This is a genomic window from Sphingobacterium multivorum (genome assembly GCF_039511225.1).
In the GTDB taxonomy this organism is placed as follows: Bacteria; Bacteroidota; Bacteroidia; order Sphingobacteriales; family Sphingobacteriaceae; genus Sphingobacterium.
In genome coordinates this window covers 4,415,798-4,433,882 of record NZ_CP154261.1, presented here as the reverse complement: position 1 = coordinate 4,433,882, position 18,085 = coordinate 4,415,798, and the positions used below count along the sequence as shown (strand labels likewise).

Genomic DNA, 18,085 nt, shown 5'->3' with positions numbered 1-18,085 from the left:
AGTCGATTGGGAATTGCCCAAGTAGTTTAGCTAAAAAAACAAATGAAAAAGAAGGTAGCCGTTATTGGCGCAGGTTTTTCGGGTCTTTCAGCGGCAGCGTATCTTGCTAAAGCAGGGTACGATGTGCATGTTTTTGAGAAACATACGCAGCCCGGTGGAAGGGCGAGACAATTCAGTACGACAGAAGGATTTAAATTTGATATGGGACCGAGCTGGTACTGGATGCCCGATATCATTGAGTCCTTTTTTTCGGATTTTGGATGCAGCACAGCTGATTTTTTTGAGCTTGTATCGCTCAATCCTCAATTTGAAATGATATTTGACTCCGGACAAGTTCGTGTTCCGGAATCCTATCAGCAATTAAAACTATTATTTGAACAGATCGAACCTGGGGCTGGTATGCAGTTAGATCGATTTATGGAAGCTGCAAAATTTAAGTATGAAGTGGGGATGCGGGATTTCGTCAATAAACCCTGTCATAATTGGGGCGAATTTCTCTCTCCAAAAATTGCACTTAGCGCTTTTAAGCTAGATTTGCTTTCCAATTTCCGATCCTATGTTGCCAAATATTTTAATGACCAACGATTGCGGACATTAATGGAATTTCCGGTCATATTTCTGGGCGCCTCACCCAAGGATATTCCGGCATTATATAGCCTGATGAACTACGGCGGTTACGCACTTGGCACTCATTATCCGAAAGGAGGTTTTTTTCAATTAGTACTGGCGATGCAGCAAGTAGCCGAGAGGCAAGGTGTCACTTTTCATTTCGATCATAATGTTGATACATTAAAAATTGAAAAGAATAAGATCACTTCATTAGGTGTTAATGGCGTAGATTACGCATTTGATCTTGTGGTTGCATCCGCTGATTATCATCATATCGAAACACTACTTACCAAGGAGTTGAGAAACTATGATGAAGATTATTGGAAGAGTAGGACCTTTGCCCCTTCGAGTTTGATATATTATCTGGGGATGAAATCCTCCATCCCAAATCTAACACACCACACACTGTTCTTTGAGCATCCGTTGGACGATCATATTGACTGTATATATGGTGAAAAAAAATGGCCCCAAAATCCACTGTTCTATGTATGTTGTCCATCCAAAACGGATCCTCATGTGGCTCCCGCAGGCAGTGAGAACCTCTTCTTGTTGATGCCGTTGGCGACAGCTATCTCAGACGATGATGAAACACGTGAAAAATACCTAATTAAGATGTTAGAGCGTTTGGAAAAGCATACTGGTACAAAAAACCTATACGAGCAGATTACATACAAGAGAAGTTACTGTGTAAGCGACTTTATCAGCGATTACAATGCTTACGCTGGAAATGCTTATGGGCTAGCCAATACATTAAAACAGACAGCGGTATGGAAACCCAAGATTAGAAATAAGAAAGTCCATAATCTTTTTTATTCAGGTCAGCTGACAGTTCCTGGTCCCGGAGTACCTCCATCCATCTTATCGGGGAAAATTGTTGCCAAAGAAGCCATTGAATTATATCGTAAAACATAAGACCATGAAAAAGCTATTTGATGAACTCGCTTATGAAGTAAGCAAAAAAACAACTGAAAAGTATAGTACAAGTTTCTCGCTTGGTATATTGGCCCTCAAGCCAAGCATTAGGGCTAGTATTTATGCAATCTATGGCTACGTAAGGTTGGCTGATGAAATAGTCGATAGTTTTCATGGTTATGATAAGCAGCGACTTTTGGCGCGGTTGTACCTCGAGACTAACTGTGCTTTAGAGGAAGGTATCTCATTAAATCCGATATTACAGTCTTTTCAGGAGACGGTGCATAAGTATGCTATCGACATCGAGCTGATCCGACAATTTTTGCATAGCATGGAAATGGATCTGAATAAAGTCGACTATAATTCCGAACGTTATAAAGAATATATTTATGGTTCGGCTGAAGTGGTGGGGCTGATGTGTTTACAGGTTTTTACAGAAGGTAATAGACAGCGCTATGAGGAGTTAAAACCTTACGCCATGAAACTGGGTTCTGCATTTCAAAAAATAAACTTCTTGCGTGACCTCAAGGACGATTATCAGGTGCTTGGACGTACCTATTTTCCAAACCTGGATATGGCGGTGTTTGACAATGCACTCAAAAGCCAGATTGAGGATGAGATACACAGCGAATTTAAGGAAGCGCTTTTGGGAATCAAAAAATTGCCTGCATCGGCAAAATTTGGCGTTTATCTGGCTTATAAATATTATCTTTCACTATTTGCGAAGATTCGGAAAAAATCCTCCAAAGAAATTTTGGAAAGCAGGATTAGGATACCTAATGCACAAAAAGCCTACGTTGCTTTTAAAAGTTATCTACGTTACAAAGCTGCTTACTTATAAAATAGAGTTATGAATTTTATTACAGTATTGGTCACTTTTATTGCTATGGAGGGCGCCACCTGGCTTATCCATAAATACATTATGCACGGCTTTCTCTGGATGTTACATCGCGATCACCATGATCACAGCAATGCGGGGTTTCTGGAAAAGAATGATTATTTTTTTATCATTTTTGCCCTTCCCACGATCGCGTTGATGTATTTCGGGTCGTTAAAGGGGTACAATTATCTGTTTTATATTGGATTGGGAATTATGCTCTATGGTATGGCATATTTCTTTGTGCATGATATATTTATCCATCAACGTTTCAAATGGTTGAGTAAAACGAATAACCCTTACTTTTTAGCGCTTCGTCGCGCCCATAAACAACATCATAAACATTTAGGCAAAGAGGAGGGCGAGTGTTTTGGCTTTTTATATGTTCCAATGAAATACTTTAAAATGTATACTAACAATGAAAAAATATGATGCAATATACTTATTCGCTTATCTTATTTTTTACGGTCATAATCTGTTTTGTCGCATCCTTCGACAAGCGGCTTCGATTCGATCGTGAGTTCATCCCATTTTTAAAGGCATCAGCGCTTGTTGCTGTATTTTTTATAGCTTGGGATGTTTGGTTTACCAGTAAGGGAGTGTGGTGGTTTGACACAAGATATACCTTGGGACTGGCTATAGCAGGATTGCCATTGGAAGAATGGTTATTCTTTATCTTCATCCCTTTTTCATGTATTTTTACCTATTTCTGCATCGATAAATTTTTTAGATTACAATCGCTATCGGCCTTCAATAATATTGTTGTCTTTGTAAGTGTCATTATATGTGCTGTTGTTGCTCTTCGATATGCTGACAGAATCTATACCGTAGTTACCGCTGCTGTGACTATGGTGACATTGGTGCTTTTTCACTTTGTATTTCGGATACAATGGATTACGCAGGCCTCTTTAGTCTTCACTTTGCTGATGCTGGGCTTTTTACCTGTCAACGGCATACTAACCGGGACAGGATTGGAGTCCCCTATTGTTAATTACAATCCAATGGAATTTATGGGGATCAGGGTACTTACGATTCCGGTTGAAGATGCAGTGTACGGATACACTCAGTTTTTGTGGGTTCTTTACTTTTTCAAAAAGTTTCAAAGTATGCCCCTAAAATCCAATCTATAAAGTGGATGCATTTGGACAGCTTAAATAAGCTCAGAAATCCGCTGCTTTATTATTTACTTTATCGACTCTCACTTTGAATCAACAATATCTTGTAAGGCTCTAAATAAATTTAATGGATATTCGGCTAATCTGTTGCAAAGATAGAGATACCATTCATGACCATATACAAAATACAGCTTCGTAGGATAACCCTCAGCTTTTAATTTTACCAACTGCTCTGTTTGGATGCCAAATAAACTTTCAAACTCATAAGATTCCTTTTTAGGATTTAGTTGTTCAATTAGTTTTTTTACTTCCTGCTGAATTTCATGATGGTGTGTTGCAATGGAACATAAGTGGCCTTTCGAAAATAACCTTTCAACATAATATAGATACTGTTCATTAAGCTCCTCTCCCCGTGGTATGGATAAACCTTTGGCTGTTTCAAAAGCTCCTTTTACTATCCTAATACGCCCCCTTTCTTTGCACATGGCCTCAAAGTCATCTACCGTTCGATAGAGATATGCCTGTAGCGTAATGGAAAGATTGGAGAATTCTTTTGACGCTTTCTGATAGAGTTTTAAGATTCTATCTGTTCTTTCTGTCCCTTCGGCACTGATGATTACTTCCTTTCCCTTTGCTATTTCGCATATTTTGGAAAGGTTTTCATAACATAGGCCTTCTGAGATCTCTAGTCCAATATGTGAAAGGTCGAGCGAGACTGTTGAATTGAGGTCCTTTTGATTTATTACATGACAGATCTTTAGAAATTCATCTGTGGCTTTATCCGCTTCCTCAATAGATCGCGTACTTTCCCCCATATACTCCATCGAACACTTAAAACCTTCATTCGTTGAAATTCGTACCTTTTCTACGGTTTCGGTAAGGTTTTCACCGCCGATATAACGTTCGGCGGCTTTCTTCATGAATCGATAAAGTACCTCATTATTCAAAACATATGCTTTAGCATCTTCATTTAATGCAGCTTTCCTTAGTGCTGCAGCACCAGCTATTAGTAACTGTTCCATTTTGCAATTTTAAAATTAGCAACACAAAATACGTAAATTAAATTTTTTGCTTATTGTTTTACCCAATAAAAAGTTTTTGAAAAGATGCCTTTATGGGCCACAATTTTCAACTTTTTTCCCTGGAGGTACATTTCGCAATTACCTTTTTGGCCAGTATCATGGTTTTCCACAGTCCCCTTCCATTCATTTTTTTCAAAACGCACATTGTAGAGGGTTGGACGTCCTTTGGGATCGAGACCAGAAAATTTTCCGTTGCTGTAAGTGATGGTGATAATGAAGCCTTCCTCGGTTTTCCATTTACCTGCAAAATTATCATTGGAGGATTGAGCAAGACTCATTATTGCCATGAAGATGATGACAAGGGATGACAGTATTTTTTTCATATGTAATGATTTCATACTGCAAAGCAAATTAAAATAATCTGCAGTGTTTTTAATATATCTTAAAAAATGAAATCAGTTACCTGTTCGCGCGTATCACGCTTAGTGTTTGTTGGGTAATACCCAGATAGGAGGCAATATGTCCCAAGGAGGCTCTTAGCAATATGCCAGGATATTTGTCGAGCATATTTTTATAGCGTTGCTCGGCAGTTTGAAATTGTAATGCAAGAGTTTTTTCGGATAGCATACTAATCACTTGCAGCGATACCTGCAGCCGGAAGTCCTTAAAAGCAGGGATGCTATTACAGAGTTCGTCGAGTTTGCTATAGGGGATAACACGCAAACAAGCTTCTTCCAATACCTGTTTACCATAGGGGTGGGGGCGGTCAAAAAAAACACTTTCAAAAGATACCAGGAAATTATTCTCGTCGAAAAAATAATGAGTGATATCCTTTCCATCTAAATTATAAAAAGCGCGTAATAATCCTTTTTCAATAAAATAAACATTTTGATGGTGATTGTCTGGATGTGCCAGTACAGTACCTTTCGCAAAAATTTGTTTACTAAAAGCTCTGTCGATAGCATCGCATTCGGCGCTGTTCAATTTTATGTGTCTAAGTAGATAAGATAAGAGTTCCATTTACTTCAAATATAGAAAAATGCAACAGGCTGCCCATATTTCCTTTTCAAATTTAATTCGAATACTTTCCAAGCCCATCAGGTAGTAAAAACCTCGCTGAAATCAATCTGATTTCATTTCTGGTGCGGGATACACCCGAGGGTGAAAAGATTATAACTACCTTAGAAGATATATTTGTTGAGAAAATGGATGATAGTGGTATGGGAAGCCTTCAGGTATGTATCTTCTTATCTCAGTTATACTAGATACCGATGATAATTTTTATGAACTGGATATTTTCAAAGGGGATTTTTCGCTATTGATCAAACTGCCCGAAGTTCCTCCAGTCTGACGTCTATATTTTCAATAGTAAGAAATATTAGTTTGGTGCATTAATTAATAAAGTGTTAGAAAAATAACGATGTTGCTCGAATTATTACAAAATAAATGGAAAAGAGAAGGTATAAAAACATTTATACCAGTTAGGAATAACGAATTGATATCCTTTCAGAAGACCAATAATATTGTACTACCGCCTGACTTGATTAAATACTTTAATGTTTTAAATGGAACTGGATCTGAATATACGGATACCCTTTATGAATTTTATGCATTGAATAAGGTTAAAACTATAAATGAAGAATTTGAGAACTGGAAGGGAATACCGAATTATAGAGAATTATTAAATATAATTTCTTCTCCAGGAGAGCTGTATGTTTTTGCAAATTATCAGTTTAACCTATATGTTTATGCAATAAGACTTTATACGGAATTAAAAAAAGAAAACGAGGTCTACGTATTCTGTGGAGGGGACTATAAAATCATAGGTAATACATTTTCGAAATTTTTAGAAGAATATATCTATGATTCTGACCTGATAAGGATTTAAAAGCATTGTAAGAGTTTTGGTCTGATGTTAAAAAGAAGCTAAGTGAGTGTGAAGCCTGCCTGTAGTTGCACAATCTTTTATCCAAGCAGTAATCTCTCAAATTTTCCCACCAATTTCTTAAAATCAACAATAAACTTTGCCTTATCGAAAGAGAGTTCCTTATGTCTCCTGGCCTTGAAAAGGTGGTTGTTGCAAAAATAATCCCAGACTTTTGTAAGTTCTCCAACCTTCCGAAATTCGAGAAGAGCGTCGAATCGTTCATCTTGATAGCCCAGATCACCAGCTAAATTGTAAAAGTCTACAAAATAACCGAGCGTATCTACAGAAACAGCATCTACCTCAAAGCCGTCAATAATTTCCTTGGGAGAATATGTGGTCGACTTGATAGGAGGTAAGTCTTCCATACCGGACAACCATGCTTCTAAATTAGCAGGTACTTTAAAGCTATCTTCATTACTCTTCAACAAAGTCAGCAATTCTTCTATAGAAGAGGAGAGTAGCACTTTTCCATCCTGCGAGGTTAGCAGCTTATCATTTTCGTCGGTATCTTCATACCAGATGAAATATTTGCTCGAGGTTGAATCTAATGGCACATAGCTCAAAATCCAGATCATGTAGTCTTGACAATGTTCCAGAAACTTTTCGCTTTGGGTCAATATCTTGCTATAGGTAGTCCTCGTATTATCGATACCCTCTTGCAAAGAAAATGCTGGATTGGTCCTTTTATTGGTTAGTTTCGAAAGCGCAATTTGTAGCTCTAATGGACTGAAAGCATTTTTAAACCTCGATTTGAGTGTCATATAGATATTGAATGCAAATTTTGGCTTGTGAAAGTAATGGCGCGAGATTAATTTTTTCAATATCTCAAATAGTTCTGGATTTACTTTAGACCTTGATCCCCTCGTAATTTCTATTTTCCACCGATAGTTTTTAGTGGTTCCATCTTGATAAGTTACAGTGAATTTATAATAATCGGAAACTGAAAATTCGTTTTTCTGTTGTTTATAAGCACCATGAATATCGATCGTTTCTTTTAGGGCGATGTCATTTGATATAATTTTTTGAATGTCTTTTGAAGTAATGGCAGGAAGAATAGCTAGAAATTCAGGTTTAATAGCACTTTTAAAAAACAGGTTGAGGCACCCTTGGAAATATTTGTCGGTCTTACCCATTAAGAACGAAACTTCTCGTTCAGATATTTTTTTCTTTTTACAGATCTCATAGAACTTAGTAAGAGTTTCAAAATCAGTTCTTAAGATGTTTTGTCTATTGATATTCTCCGTTTTTGATACGGGATGTAGCTTGTCTATATCAATCGTTTCATAAGTTCTTGAATAGGCTTAACTGTTACTAACGAAAAATGGAATAAGGTCTTTTTTTCAGTGTCGTTTGGATAATTGAATATAATTAATTTTATTCAATTATTTCGTTGACAAAATTCAGACTGCAGTTTTTTTAATATGAATATTCTGCTGCTATATTAGAACATCGGTACCAATTGAAGCTTGCTGGGCAAATCTGGAAAGATTCCCAAGTCCTTTCCCTTTAATGATGGTCTATATATTAGGCTGAGAGGAGAAAAAACTCGGTTTTCAAAAAATGATGAATTGATTGACTAACTTAAGTAATAAATAAAAGTGATGAACTAGTTTGGGAGTGGCTGTGGTCGGAAAAGACATCTTTCCGCCCCTCCGATTTAAAGGAACAAAAATTCTTCTTTATGATATACACGAAACATAATCTTTGCTATTGCTTAACCCTTATGTTGTTTATGGGTATTGGGACTGTAGGAAAGGCTCAGGGACTACCATTCTATAACGTTGCACCCTTGGAAGACGACGATTATTTTACAAAAACTGTTTTTTCATTCAATCCTACTTTTATGAAAAGCAATAAAGTAATGCGTATTCTGCTTCAGAGCGAAGAGAAGATTGGGATGAAATATATTTACAATTTTAATCCAGACGGTATGATCGTAAGTATGACGAGCATACGATATAATAACGAAAACGTTGATACCGCTTTCTATACCAGATACTCTTATAATTTACATGGTCTCACCGATAAAAAAGCAAGAATAGATTATTCCAATGGCATTGTAAAAGTCAGTAGTTATCAATACAATAAAAATAACAAAGTTGATATCATCCGAACCTTCACATTGAATGCCCAAATGCCAAATAGGTCACACAACAATGACTGGCAGGGAGAGCAGGTTCGTGGAGTGGACAACATGATTTTAAAGGGTACGTTCCCGGACGAAAGCCTTTGGAAGAAAATGACGGCTAATAATGATTTTTCATCTTTGCAATATCGTTACTATACCGAAAATGAATTCGAGGCGGAAGAACGTACCGAATATTTCAATTTTAGTAAAAATAGTGGTAATTCAGATACTTGTTATCAAAAAAAGACATATTACTATCTAAAAGGACATCCGGCAGTGCTGTTTATACATCATGGCTGTGCGGTCAAGAAAACACCATCGGAATTATATCAATTCAAGGACGGACTTTTATTACAACTCAGCGATGCACCGGCTTCCCTTGATCCAAAAACCGAAAAGTATGTTTATGACCAAAACCGAAACCTGAAACTGATGGAAGATATTTGGAATGGACGAAAAGTAAGCGAGCTGGGAATGGTCTACGATGAAAAAGGTTTTTTGATCTCCATACAGCGGAAATCGGCTGCTACAAAGGCTGATTATTTTGAAGATCGCACTTTAAAGGTAACCTACAGTTTTTACTGATGCAATGGTTGCATTTCTATAATGGATGTAAATCTCCCCTCGAGCCTATTGCTGTTTAAAATGAATTTAAAAATTTTTAGATGGACCCAAATTACGGTTTTGAGCTTTAATACCGCAAAACAATATCTGTTTTTTTCTTGTTTTTATTCATAAGATATTTGATATTCTATGAATAAAAACAAGAAAATTAGTGACTTAACTCAACTCAACGAAGACCTGGAAAACTATTTTAGCAATACCATTATCCCGCAGTTATTCGTTGATGCTAACTTAATTTTAAGAAAGTTCACTCCACCGGCGATGAAGCAGTTTGATCTTAAATCCGAATTCATAGGAATGCCGCTAGAGGATATTAAAGAAAATTTTAGGTTCCCGACCTTTATCAGCAATATAAACACGGTGATAGCGACAGGTAAAATCTTGGAGAAAGAAATACAGACTACAGATTTAAAGTGGTACCAGATGAATATACTCCCTTATCATGTCCGTAATGAAAACCGGACGAATGGAGTCATTATTACATTTGTGGATATTACGCCAAGAGTAAAGGATCTTAAAGAACAAGAACGGCTTGTTCTGGAACATGAGTTGCTGCTCGATACAATAGCCCATGATATCAAAAATCCATTATTGGTGCTCAAACTTACATTTGGGTTAATGAAGGAATTTAAGGATAAAAATTCAGCGAAATTCTTGCCCTTAATGCAAAACCATGAGAAAAGTTTGGTCGAAATAAAAAAAATAATAGATGATCTGACTGAAAGTCGTTGGGAAAAGCAGAAGTATCAGGCATCAACTGAACTGATCGATCTTCCAAATATTCTAGAAGACGTGCGGTTGAGTTTAGCACCGCAGCTGATAGAGACCGATGCAATCATCCGACAGGATTTAAAAGTTTCGGAATTTACTTTCGTACGGCGTAAGTTGCGTAGTGTGCTCTATAATCTGACGAATAATGCGATTAAATATACACCAAAGTCACAGTCTCCGGAAATTCAAGTGCGATCTTTCAAGGAAGATGGCTATGTCGTTATTTCTGTAAAGGATAATGGGATAGGCATGGGGCCAGAAGTGCAGCAGACGATTTTTGAGAAATTTAAACGCGCAACCAAAATGGTCGATGGATCTGGCGTAGGTCTATATTTGGTCAATACGATTGTGACACAAGCTGGTGGGAAGATCGACTTAATAAGTGAGCCTGGGCATGGAACAGAAATAAAGATATTTTTGAAGCAAGATTAGGTTTGAGCTTCGGAAATGATTGATTTAATTGATCATGTTGAATTTGTTCGTAGATTAGAGGAGAAACACCAAAATAGCAGTAGCAAAAGATCAACAGTTTTAATATGGATGCCACAAATCATGAAAGCAGACGAACAGACATATCGTAGTTACAGGCTTTCCATTGCAAGCGAATTTGAAACGGTGTTTTCTCATTTTTATTTTGCAGAGAACAATTCAGCAACTGCCCTAACGAAAACATTGTTGCCGTCTTTTCAGACTATTATGGTGTTCAACTTTGGTACAATAGTCCGATTGGTTTCTGATGCCAAAAATGAAATCGAGGTGGACAAATGCATCGTACTAGGTCCCTTAAAATCTGCCTTTGAATATACACTTCTCCCCGGATCACAAATTTTAGTGGTTAATTTCAAGGGCGATGCGTTTTATCGTTTTTTTGGAAAGGCATTTCTTTCAGACCATTTGCCAATAAACCCAGATGAAGTTATGGGTGAAAATTGTTTTAGCTACCTGTGGCATCAGCTGAACGGTATGACAAGTGTATCAGACCGAGTAAACTGCATTCTCGATTTTTGCAGACCCTATTTAAAATCACAGCATAGCACCGCGGCTTTATTGGCTAATTTTAAAGACAGTTCACGCAATCCAGTCAAGACCATTGCCGAAGAAACCGGGCAAACTGAAAGAAATGTGCAATTGACGCAAAAAAAGCATTTTGGCTATAGCTCCAAAGAGCTTAGTCGATACCAGCGTTTTGTAAAAGCAATTGAACTGATACAGCATGTTCTTTTATCATCGAAAAAAGTGGACTGGTTTGAAATTATAGCTGAATGTGGATATTATGACCAAAGCCAGCTTATCCGGGATTTTAAGCATTTTATCAATCTTTCCCCAAGAAATTTTGTGCGATTTCAGCAAGATATCTGCCGGGCTTCAGGAGAATAGCCTTTTCGTTTTCTTACAATTTTTCCGTTTGCTTTCATGCTACTTTTGTTTTATTCAATTACTTAAAACAAAAAAAATGAAACATCTTATTATTTATGCCCATCCAAATACGGCAAGTTTAAATCACTTATTCAAGCAAACCATTGAAGAAACACTCCTGCAACAAAAGAACGAAGTTGTAGTCAGGGATCTGTATCAGCTTAATTTCGAACCTGTGCTGTCCCTTGAAGATATGGACGGACAACGCAGGGGCATCGTAAGCGAAGCAATTAGAAAGGAACAGCAACATATTGCCTGGGCTGAAGCTGTTACCTTTATTTATCCGATATGGTGGACAGGTATGCCGGCTATGATGAAAGGGTATATCGATAGGGTATTCAGCTACGGATTTGCCTATAGGTACGATAATGGAGTACAAAAAGGACTGTTGGCCGGTAAGACCGCCTACATTATCAATTCACATGGAAAATCCAAGGCTGAATATCAGGAAATAGAAATGGATAAGGCGCTAATACTGACCTCCGACAGAGGTATCTATACCTATTGTGGCTTCGATGTGAAGTGCCATTTATTCTTTGACCGTGCCGACCGTGCAGCAGCAGAAACAATAGAAGCATGGAAAATGGAAATCGTTGATGCTTATTCCTTGGTTCGATAAAGTCCTTTTACCAAGAAGTTAATTTCAGCTATATTAACTTCTTGGGAGGACGGAAGTGATCTTGGTCGGATATGCTATCAACTTTTTTGTTCATCTATTTTCTTGTTATTCTAACCATCCCAGCTCCGGCTAATTCGTAAAAACCAATACGACTTGAATGCACAGGTTTATATGATGATTTAACTTTTTGTTCTACGCTTATTTTGGTTAATACTTCCCTAGAAAAGCCTAAAAGCCTCATTTGTGCCCGGAACAGATCACTGCCCTCCAATCGGAAAGTGACTGAATCTTTGCCGGCTCGAAAGTTTAAAATTGGGTAATTTATAAAAACTATTCCACCCCAATTGCCCACTTTAAAATATTGTCGTGGTATGATACCAAAGGCCAGTCCGGCGCCATATACTTCCTGGCCGACTTCACCGCTTTTCTCCCAGCCATCATGTATGTCTTCAAGTGGAATCCATAGGTCTTTTTGTATCTCACCCGTTTTGGTTTTTTCGGCAATCATTTCTGTCGGAAGTAGCGGAGGGTAATAGTAGGCGAGTCGGCCCGCAGCATACTTGATAAATTCAGGGATCAATATTTTTAGCGATGGAAGAATAGCCATTCCTGCTGCCACCTCAAGATAATGATGCAGGGCAGCAAATACTTCCAGCTCTTCGTATGCCGCGGTATAGGGGGCATCTTTCAAGGGAAAAACAGAAAAAAAATAAGGAAAATTTTTGCCGTAACCATAATTGCAGTCCCACAATTGACAGTTTTTAAATATGCCGGCAAGGCAGCAATAGCTTAGTTTTAGGTAATGCTCATCGTCGGTCACCTTATACATCTCCAAAAAGGCCCCCGCAGCAAATGCCGTATTGTTGGCCTGATAAAATATATCAAAGGCCAGACCGTCTAAACTTTTAAGTGCTCTGCTTGCTTCCAGAAAAAATCGTTTTTCTTTGGTCAGCTGCCAGGCCAGGAGCATAACGTGTGCATATGATCCTGGGACATCTTTTTCACCGCCTTTACCCGGAGCCGTTTCGGGTTTTAATACCTCCAAGGTGGTTATCTTATAAAAGACAGGCCATTGATAGTTAAAATGTTTGGCAACCTTTATCGCATAATCTATCGAATCCAAAAATAGTTTTTCAGCCATCTTGTCGCCCCGCAATGCAAGCCTGGCGAGGTTTAACAAGGGGTGATGTAGATACCAGGAGTCCATTACCATCTCACTCTTTTGCTCTTCGGAATGATCCAAGTCATCTTTTAACGAAGGGTGCCACCTGACTAAACTCTTTATAGACTTATCATAAAATGAGGTGAGTCCATCAGAGAGTTCCTGCAACAAAGGGTGCTGCTCTCCGGTCCAGGTAAGATACTCATGCAATGGGAGTATGACGGCAAGCTGCACCATGATTTCTGCAGGCGTTTTGTAGTCGCCCACATAAGCATTCAGATAAGGACTGCCGTCTGTTTGTGTCCAGCAACCTTTGTTGTTCGAAATATTATCCAGGATCTTTTCAGCCGACTGCAGCCAATTATGTTGGCTGGCTTCAGGCTTAGGAAGGAGGAGGTATATTGATGCCAGTGAATCGAGGTAACTTTCAACGACCTCGACGTCACTTTCGGGAATCTTTTCATCGAGCTGTACAAAAGCATCCGAAATGATGTATTCTTTATTGGCAGGCAATGGTTTTTCAGCGTTTACAGGAAACTGGAACCCCAGTTCTGGCCATTCACCGCCGACAGTTTCCCGGAGTGATACTTCTGTTTCTTGGCAATAGGGAGACATGGCTGTGAGATTCTGAAAATAGAACACCGAACCGGCTTTTGGCTTTGTCATACTAAAATAAAGCTGTCCTGACCGGGATCCTACCTGTTTGGCATGTATTTTTCCCACTGTATTTTCAGTATTTCCACCTTTAGCCAAGGGAACAATATCGCGGGGCCAAAACGGGATAAGAAGCGGTAATTTCGTTCGCAAGGTCGTGGTATAACGAAAGGTGGCGCGCAGACTTTCGGGAAAGAAGACAATGATTCGATAATAGGCTAACCTAGTAGAAGCAGTGATAAGGATCTCATCGGGAGCTTCGGAGATCGTCACCTTTTCAAATCTGCTATTCATCCCAAAGGCCAGTCTAAAGGCTATGCTAGCGCCCGTTGGCCAGATAACCACGAGCCAAATCGAATCGCCTGCATTATGAATTTTGAGTCTGTATGTTTTTAGGTCTATTTCAAAAATAGACGTAGAATCTGCTATATCAGCCTGGACCGTTGCTGTCCAAGGAGTGACGGGATTTATCATCATGCTAATTTCTTAACTGTATAATGTGCTTGTCTCCTTATAGGAAGAGAAGCAAGGTAACAATCGTTTTAACAATTGATGTTTATGGTACAACTACGGTGAAAACGTGTTTGTCCTGTTTTTCAATTAGGCTGATGAAAGGAATAACTAAGCTTTGAAGAAAATAAAGTGATTGTGGCTAGGGATAGGATGTGTTTTGCCAAAGATACCTCAATGGACGATTGCACAGGTATAATAAATGCCCGGATTGCCGGGCATTTATTAACTTATGACGCTGACTCGTTTACTGACGAGACGGCTATTTCTGTGAGTAATGTATCGGTTTGCTTTTCCTCATCAAGTGTTTGTTGAAGCAATTGCTCGGCTTCAGTATGGTTCATTAATTTTGCAAATGTGACAAGGCAACCATAGCTGGCGATTTCATAATGTTCAACTTTTTGGGCTGCAGAAATGAGTGCGGCATCTAGTGCTGGATCGCCTTCAAAATTTTCGATGATTTCATCAGCTTCCTCCAGCAGACCTTCCATAGCTTTACATTTTTTCCCGCGGGCAGCAATGCCCAACGCTCCAAATACTTCTTTAAGCCGCTCGATCTGTCCTTCAGTTTGGCTGTGGTGCTCCTCAAATGCTTGTTTTAATTGTTCGTCTTCTGCGGCTTTGCTCATTTTCTTTAAACCTTTTAAAAGCTGTTTCTCCGCGCCTAAAATATCTTTTAATTCGTCTACAAATAACTCATGTAAATGCTCGTTTGGCATTTGTTGCTGATTTTGATTCGATTTTGCCATAATTCTTTTTAGAGATGGACATGAGTCAGATGAAGATCGTTTTTAAAAATTCTTAATTTTGATTTCCGTTTTGTCAATTCGGGAGTACAATTATTGGAAAAGGTCTAGAACGTTTTGCCGGGGATCAACTATTCCTAATTTTTTTCAGTGTGCTGGATCATCCGATGTAATTATTGTTGATTATTAAGTTTGACCCACTTCAACCGTTAATATTCTGTTGCCTGTTTTCCCTAAAATAAGAAATATATGTACATTTACGGTATTAACAGATAACCAATAGCTATTTAACAATACTGAATTTCTGCATGAAGTCAATTTTGATTTTTTTTATCAACCTACTGTGGTTATGTTGTTATCAACTTTCAGGTCAAGGTTTAAAATTTCAGGGTAGTGGTATCTTAATAGAAAAAAGGCCATCTCTTCATGTTTTTGAATATATAACACCTCAGTTTTCAGGTAATTTATCCATTGATTTTGAACTATCGTTTCAGGATCTCAGACATTTTGGGTATATATGCTATTATCAGGATGAAAACGAGCGGATGCCCATAAGTCTTATTTATAATAATTTAGGGAATGGACGGAGCCGGTTTACGCTAAATAAAGAAGGAGCCCTAAATCTGATAAGTTTGGAATTGGATCAGAACCAGTTAAAAAAAAATGTGTGGATTCCATTCAATTTAAAGTTCGATGCACTCCGGAAGAAGATATCTTTGACAATAGGGAAGGTTCGGGGTGAATCTAATTATAATTTTGCAGAACGAACGTTCTCGCCCAAACCGATTTTCGGACTGAATCCCAGTTCCGTTGATGTTCCTTCCTTTTCGCTCCGGGACCTTAAAATTTATAATACAAAAAAAGCCTTTTTCTTTGGATTTGATGAACACGAGGGTACAATTGTCCATGATCAAAAATCGGAAAAAGTAGGTGCCATTAAAAATCCAGTCTGGCTGATAAAAGATGCCTATCATTGGAAAAAACTACTGCAGTTTCAAACTCCCAACACCGCAGGTATCGCATATCATCCATCCAATGCTTTGTATTTCATTGCAAAGGATTCGCTCCGTAGATTCAGTCTAGAAGACGAAACTTTGATTGCCGAAGCGTATGCCAATACTTTTCCACTTAATAATTGGAGTCTGGGAATGATACTCCCAATGCAAGGCAATACGCTTGCGGCTTATGAAATAGCCTCCTCCAGTAAGGAACCGACCCTCACATATCTCCATCTAAACACAAAAAGATGGTCTCCTGCTCTTGTTGGTGGGATTGGACGGCAGATGCACCAGCATACACATTGGGCCGACAGTGCCGATTCTTCGCTGTATACATTTGGTGGTTATGGCAATCAGCAGTATTTTAACGAATTCTACCGGTTGAAGAGTCAAGGTTGGGAAAAACTTGATTTTACTGGAGAGCTTCCTACACCCAGATTTTATTCTTCCTGGGGGAAGATACCAGGAAGCAAAGAGATGCTGCTCTTTGGAGGGATAGGAAATGCTTCGGGCGACCAGACACTTGGGCGTACCTATTATTACGACTTTTTTAAAGTTGATTTAGCCAATAAGAAGATTCGGTCACTCGGAAAGATAGCATGGAAAAACAAGGATATGGTCTTTGCCAGAAACCTGATCTACATGAATGATAGCAATGTTTATGGCCTTTGCTATCCCGAATATGAACCAAACAGCTTTGCGCAGCTGGTGCAGTTTGACCTGAAACAAATGACCTACAAGATGGTCGGTGATAGCATTCCATTTCGTTCCGATATGATTACCACGAATCTCAATCTCTTCTACAATCCGGAACAAAAGAAGTTTATTGTCACGACTCAGGTCTTCGAGGATAGTGGGGGAGCAAAGATTTCCGTTTATTCATTAAATTATCCAGCCTACAGTCTAGAACAGCTTTTAGGTTCCATAAATTCTACAGGCCATTATAAGAAATGGATTATCCTTCTCAGTTTATTTGGAGCTATCGCTATCCTGTTGTATCTTAAATTCTGGTCTAAAAAGAAGGGCGCATCAGCGGTGAAAGTAAAGACTGCAAACGAGGCAAAGGCCTTCGCGGCGGAAGTGCCATTAACTTCTTTACCTGTTGTGACTGAGCGAACAGCAAATAGTATCTATTTTATTGGACATTTTGCAGCCTACGATTCCAAAGGACGTGTAATTACACACTTATTTAGCCAGCGTCTCAAAAATATTTTCTTGATTTTGGCAGCCTTTAAAGGCCGACAGGGGATTTCATCCACACAATTAAGTCAAATTCTTTGGCCCGGAAGGGACGAGTATTCCGTGAAGAACTTACGCGGCGTTACGCTAAATCAATTGCGAAAAGCAATTTCGGGAATAGACGGTATACAAATTATTTTTGAAGAGGGGCTCTTTAAGGTCCAGTGTCAAGACAATTTTTTCTGCGATCTTTTGGAAATAGATCAGTTGCTAAGGCAAGAGGGAAATAGTAGTAACGAAATTTTGCTTTTACAGCTATTGCATCGGGGAGAATTCCTTTTGGAATTCTCTGAGGAGTATACAAACATCTTGCTCAATGATTGGAAAGAAAATGTCCTGCAGCATTGGGTGCCTTATTGGGCAGCAGAAATTAAAAACAAAAGCACGAATCACATGACCGCTTTGAAGACTTTTCACGAGCTTTTCCCATTGGACGAGACGATTATTAGGTTGTACCTAAAATCATTGGCGGCCCATAACCTTTTCTCGGAATACCAAAAAACGCTGAACCGATTTAAAGAACTTTACCTGGCAACTTACCATCAACCCTATGACGGTAAGTTGAATTAGCTAATCTTCATTTCTGTGGCGGTTAATGCTTTTTTTTGTGGCATTAACCCACTATTAACCCATCATTAATCGTCAAAATAGTAGAATGCACTTAATTTCGGTGCTATCAAAACAGCGATTTGCACCGCTGCAAGATTTACCAATTATACATTCTAATATGACAAACAATGATCAAAAATTTACCTT

16 protein-coding genes and 1 pseudogene are annotated in these 18,085 nt (G+C 38.5%); 11 read left to right on the top strand and 6 right to left on the bottom strand.

Features of this window, described 5'->3' with window-relative positions:
* Nucleotides 1–42 precede the first annotated feature (42 nt).
* From AAH582_RS18400 to AAH582_RS18385, 4 genes are read left to right on the top strand one after another with little or no spacing between them, the layout of a single operon-like run.
* Nucleotides 43–1,521 (top strand): phytoene desaturase family protein, encoded by a 1,479-nt coding sequence (locus tag AAH582_RS18400; protein ID WP_343319470.1) that lies wholly within the window; start codon nt 43–45, stop codon nt 1,519–1,521.
* 4 nt (nt 1,522–1,525) lie between these two features.
* The gene (locus AAH582_RS18395; protein WP_312745091.1) at nt 1,526–2,362 is read left to right on the top strand and encodes a phytoene/squalene synthase family protein; all 837 of its coding nucleotides are present in this window, start codon (nt 1,526–1,528) and stop codon (nt 2,360–2,362) included.
* 9 nt (nt 2,363–2,371) lie between these two features.
* A complete protein-coding gene (locus tag AAH582_RS18390; protein WP_343319467.1) occupies nt 2,372–2,830 on the top strand; it encodes a beta-carotene hydroxylase in 459 nt (152 codons plus the stop codon).
* The gene (locus tag AAH582_RS18385) at nt 2,827–3,528 is read left to right on the top strand and encodes a lycopene cyclase domain-containing protein (RefSeq protein ID WP_343319466.1); all 702 of its coding nucleotides are present in this window, start codon (nt 2,827–2,829) and stop codon (nt 3,526–3,528) included. The genes AAH582_RS18390 and AAH582_RS18385 overlap by 4 nt, the downstream gene beginning before the upstream one ends.
* Before the next feature lie 68 nt (nt 3,529–3,596).
* Here the strand turns inward: AAH582_RS18385 and AAH582_RS18380 are convergent, their stop codons facing one another.
* The 3 genes from AAH582_RS18380 to AAH582_RS18370 all read right to left on the bottom strand — a co-directional run bounded on the left by AAH582_RS18380 (nt 3,597) and on the right by AAH582_RS18370 (nt 5,555).
* Entirely contained in the window at nt 3,597–4,535 is a 939-nt protein-coding gene (locus AAH582_RS18380) for a proline dehydrogenase family protein (RefSeq protein ID WP_343319464.1), read from the bottom strand.
* A gap of 50 nt (nt 4,536–4,585) precedes the next feature.
* Complete coding sequence (locus AAH582_RS18375) at nt 4,586–4,918, bottom strand: hypothetical protein (RefSeq protein WP_343319462.1); 333 nt, start codon at nt 4,916–4,918, stop codon at nt 4,586–4,588.
* A 76-nt stretch (nt 4,919–4,994) separates the two neighbouring features.
* Nucleotides 4,995–5,555 (bottom strand): Crp/Fnr family transcriptional regulator, encoded by a 561-nt coding sequence (locus AAH582_RS18370; protein WP_343319460.1) that lies wholly within the window; start codon nt 5,553–5,555, stop codon nt 4,995–4,997.
* A gap of 101 nt (nt 5,556–5,656) precedes the next feature.
* On the opposite strand from AAH582_RS18370, the pseudogene AAH582_RS24890 reads away from it, so the two are divergent.
* A pseudogene (locus AAH582_RS24890) lies at nt 5,657–5,886 on the top strand (DUF6984 family protein).
* A gap of 69 nt (nt 5,887–5,955) precedes the next feature.
* On the top strand, nt 5,956–6,423 hold the full coding sequence (locus tag AAH582_RS18365; protein ID WP_343319458.1) for an SMI1/KNR4 family protein: 468 nt from the start codon (nt 5,956–5,958) through the stop codon (nt 6,421–6,423).
* Between the two features lie 77 nt (nt 6,424–6,500).
* On the opposite strand, the gene AAH582_RS18360 is transcribed toward AAH582_RS18365, so the two are convergent.
* Nucleotides 6,501–7,595 (bottom strand): hypothetical protein, encoded by a 1,095-nt coding sequence (locus tag AAH582_RS18360; RefSeq protein ID WP_343319456.1) that lies wholly within the window; start codon nt 7,593–7,595, stop codon nt 6,501–6,503.
* Between the two features lie 548 nt (nt 7,596–8,143).
* Here AAH582_RS18360 and AAH582_RS18355 point away from each other — a divergent pair.
* The 4 genes from AAH582_RS18355 (at nt 8,144) to AAH582_RS18340 (ending at nt 12,020) form a co-directional block, all read left to right on the top strand.
* On the top strand, nt 8,144–9,175 hold the full coding sequence (locus AAH582_RS18355) for a hypothetical protein (RefSeq protein WP_343319454.1): 1,032 nt from the start codon (nt 8,144–8,146) through the stop codon (nt 9,173–9,175).
* A gap of 168 nt (nt 9,176–9,343) precedes the next feature.
* Nucleotides 9,344–10,417: an ATP-binding protein gene (locus tag AAH582_RS18350; protein WP_343319452.1), complete on the top strand. Its 1,074-nt coding sequence runs from the start codon at nt 9,344–9,346 to the stop codon at nt 10,415–10,417.
* A 15-nt stretch (nt 10,418–10,432) separates the two neighbouring features.
* A complete protein-coding gene (locus AAH582_RS18345) occupies nt 10,433–11,362 on the top strand; it encodes a helix-turn-helix domain-containing protein (protein WP_343319450.1) in 930 nt (309 codons plus the stop codon).
* 76 nt (nt 11,363–11,438) lie between these two features.
* The gene (locus tag AAH582_RS18340) at nt 11,439–12,020 is read left to right on the top strand and encodes an NAD(P)H-dependent oxidoreductase (protein WP_046675161.1); all 582 of its coding nucleotides are present in this window, start codon (nt 11,439–11,441) and stop codon (nt 12,018–12,020) included.
* 94 nt (nt 12,021–12,114) lie between these two features.
* Here the strand turns inward: AAH582_RS18340 and AAH582_RS18335 are convergent, their stop codons facing one another.
* Both AAH582_RS18335 and AAH582_RS18330 read right to left on the bottom strand, forming a co-directional pair.
* Nucleotides 12,115–14,313 (bottom strand): hypothetical protein, encoded by a 2,199-nt coding sequence (locus tag AAH582_RS18335; protein WP_343319447.1) that lies wholly within the window; start codon nt 14,311–14,313, stop codon nt 12,115–12,117.
* Nucleotides 14,314–14,576: 263 nt separating this feature from the next.
* A complete protein-coding gene (locus AAH582_RS18330) occupies nt 14,577–15,095 on the bottom strand; it encodes a ferritin-like domain-containing protein (RefSeq protein ID WP_112375903.1) in 519 nt (172 codons plus the stop codon).
* Nucleotides 15,096–15,400: 305 nt separating this feature from the next.
* Here AAH582_RS18330 and AAH582_RS18325 point away from each other — a divergent pair, with 305 nt between their 5' ends.
* Complete coding sequence (locus tag AAH582_RS18325; RefSeq protein WP_343319442.1) at nt 15,401–17,899, top strand: Kelch repeat-containing protein; 2,499 nt, start codon at nt 15,401–15,403, stop codon at nt 17,897–17,899.
* Nucleotides 17,900–18,085: the final 186 nt, after the last annotated feature.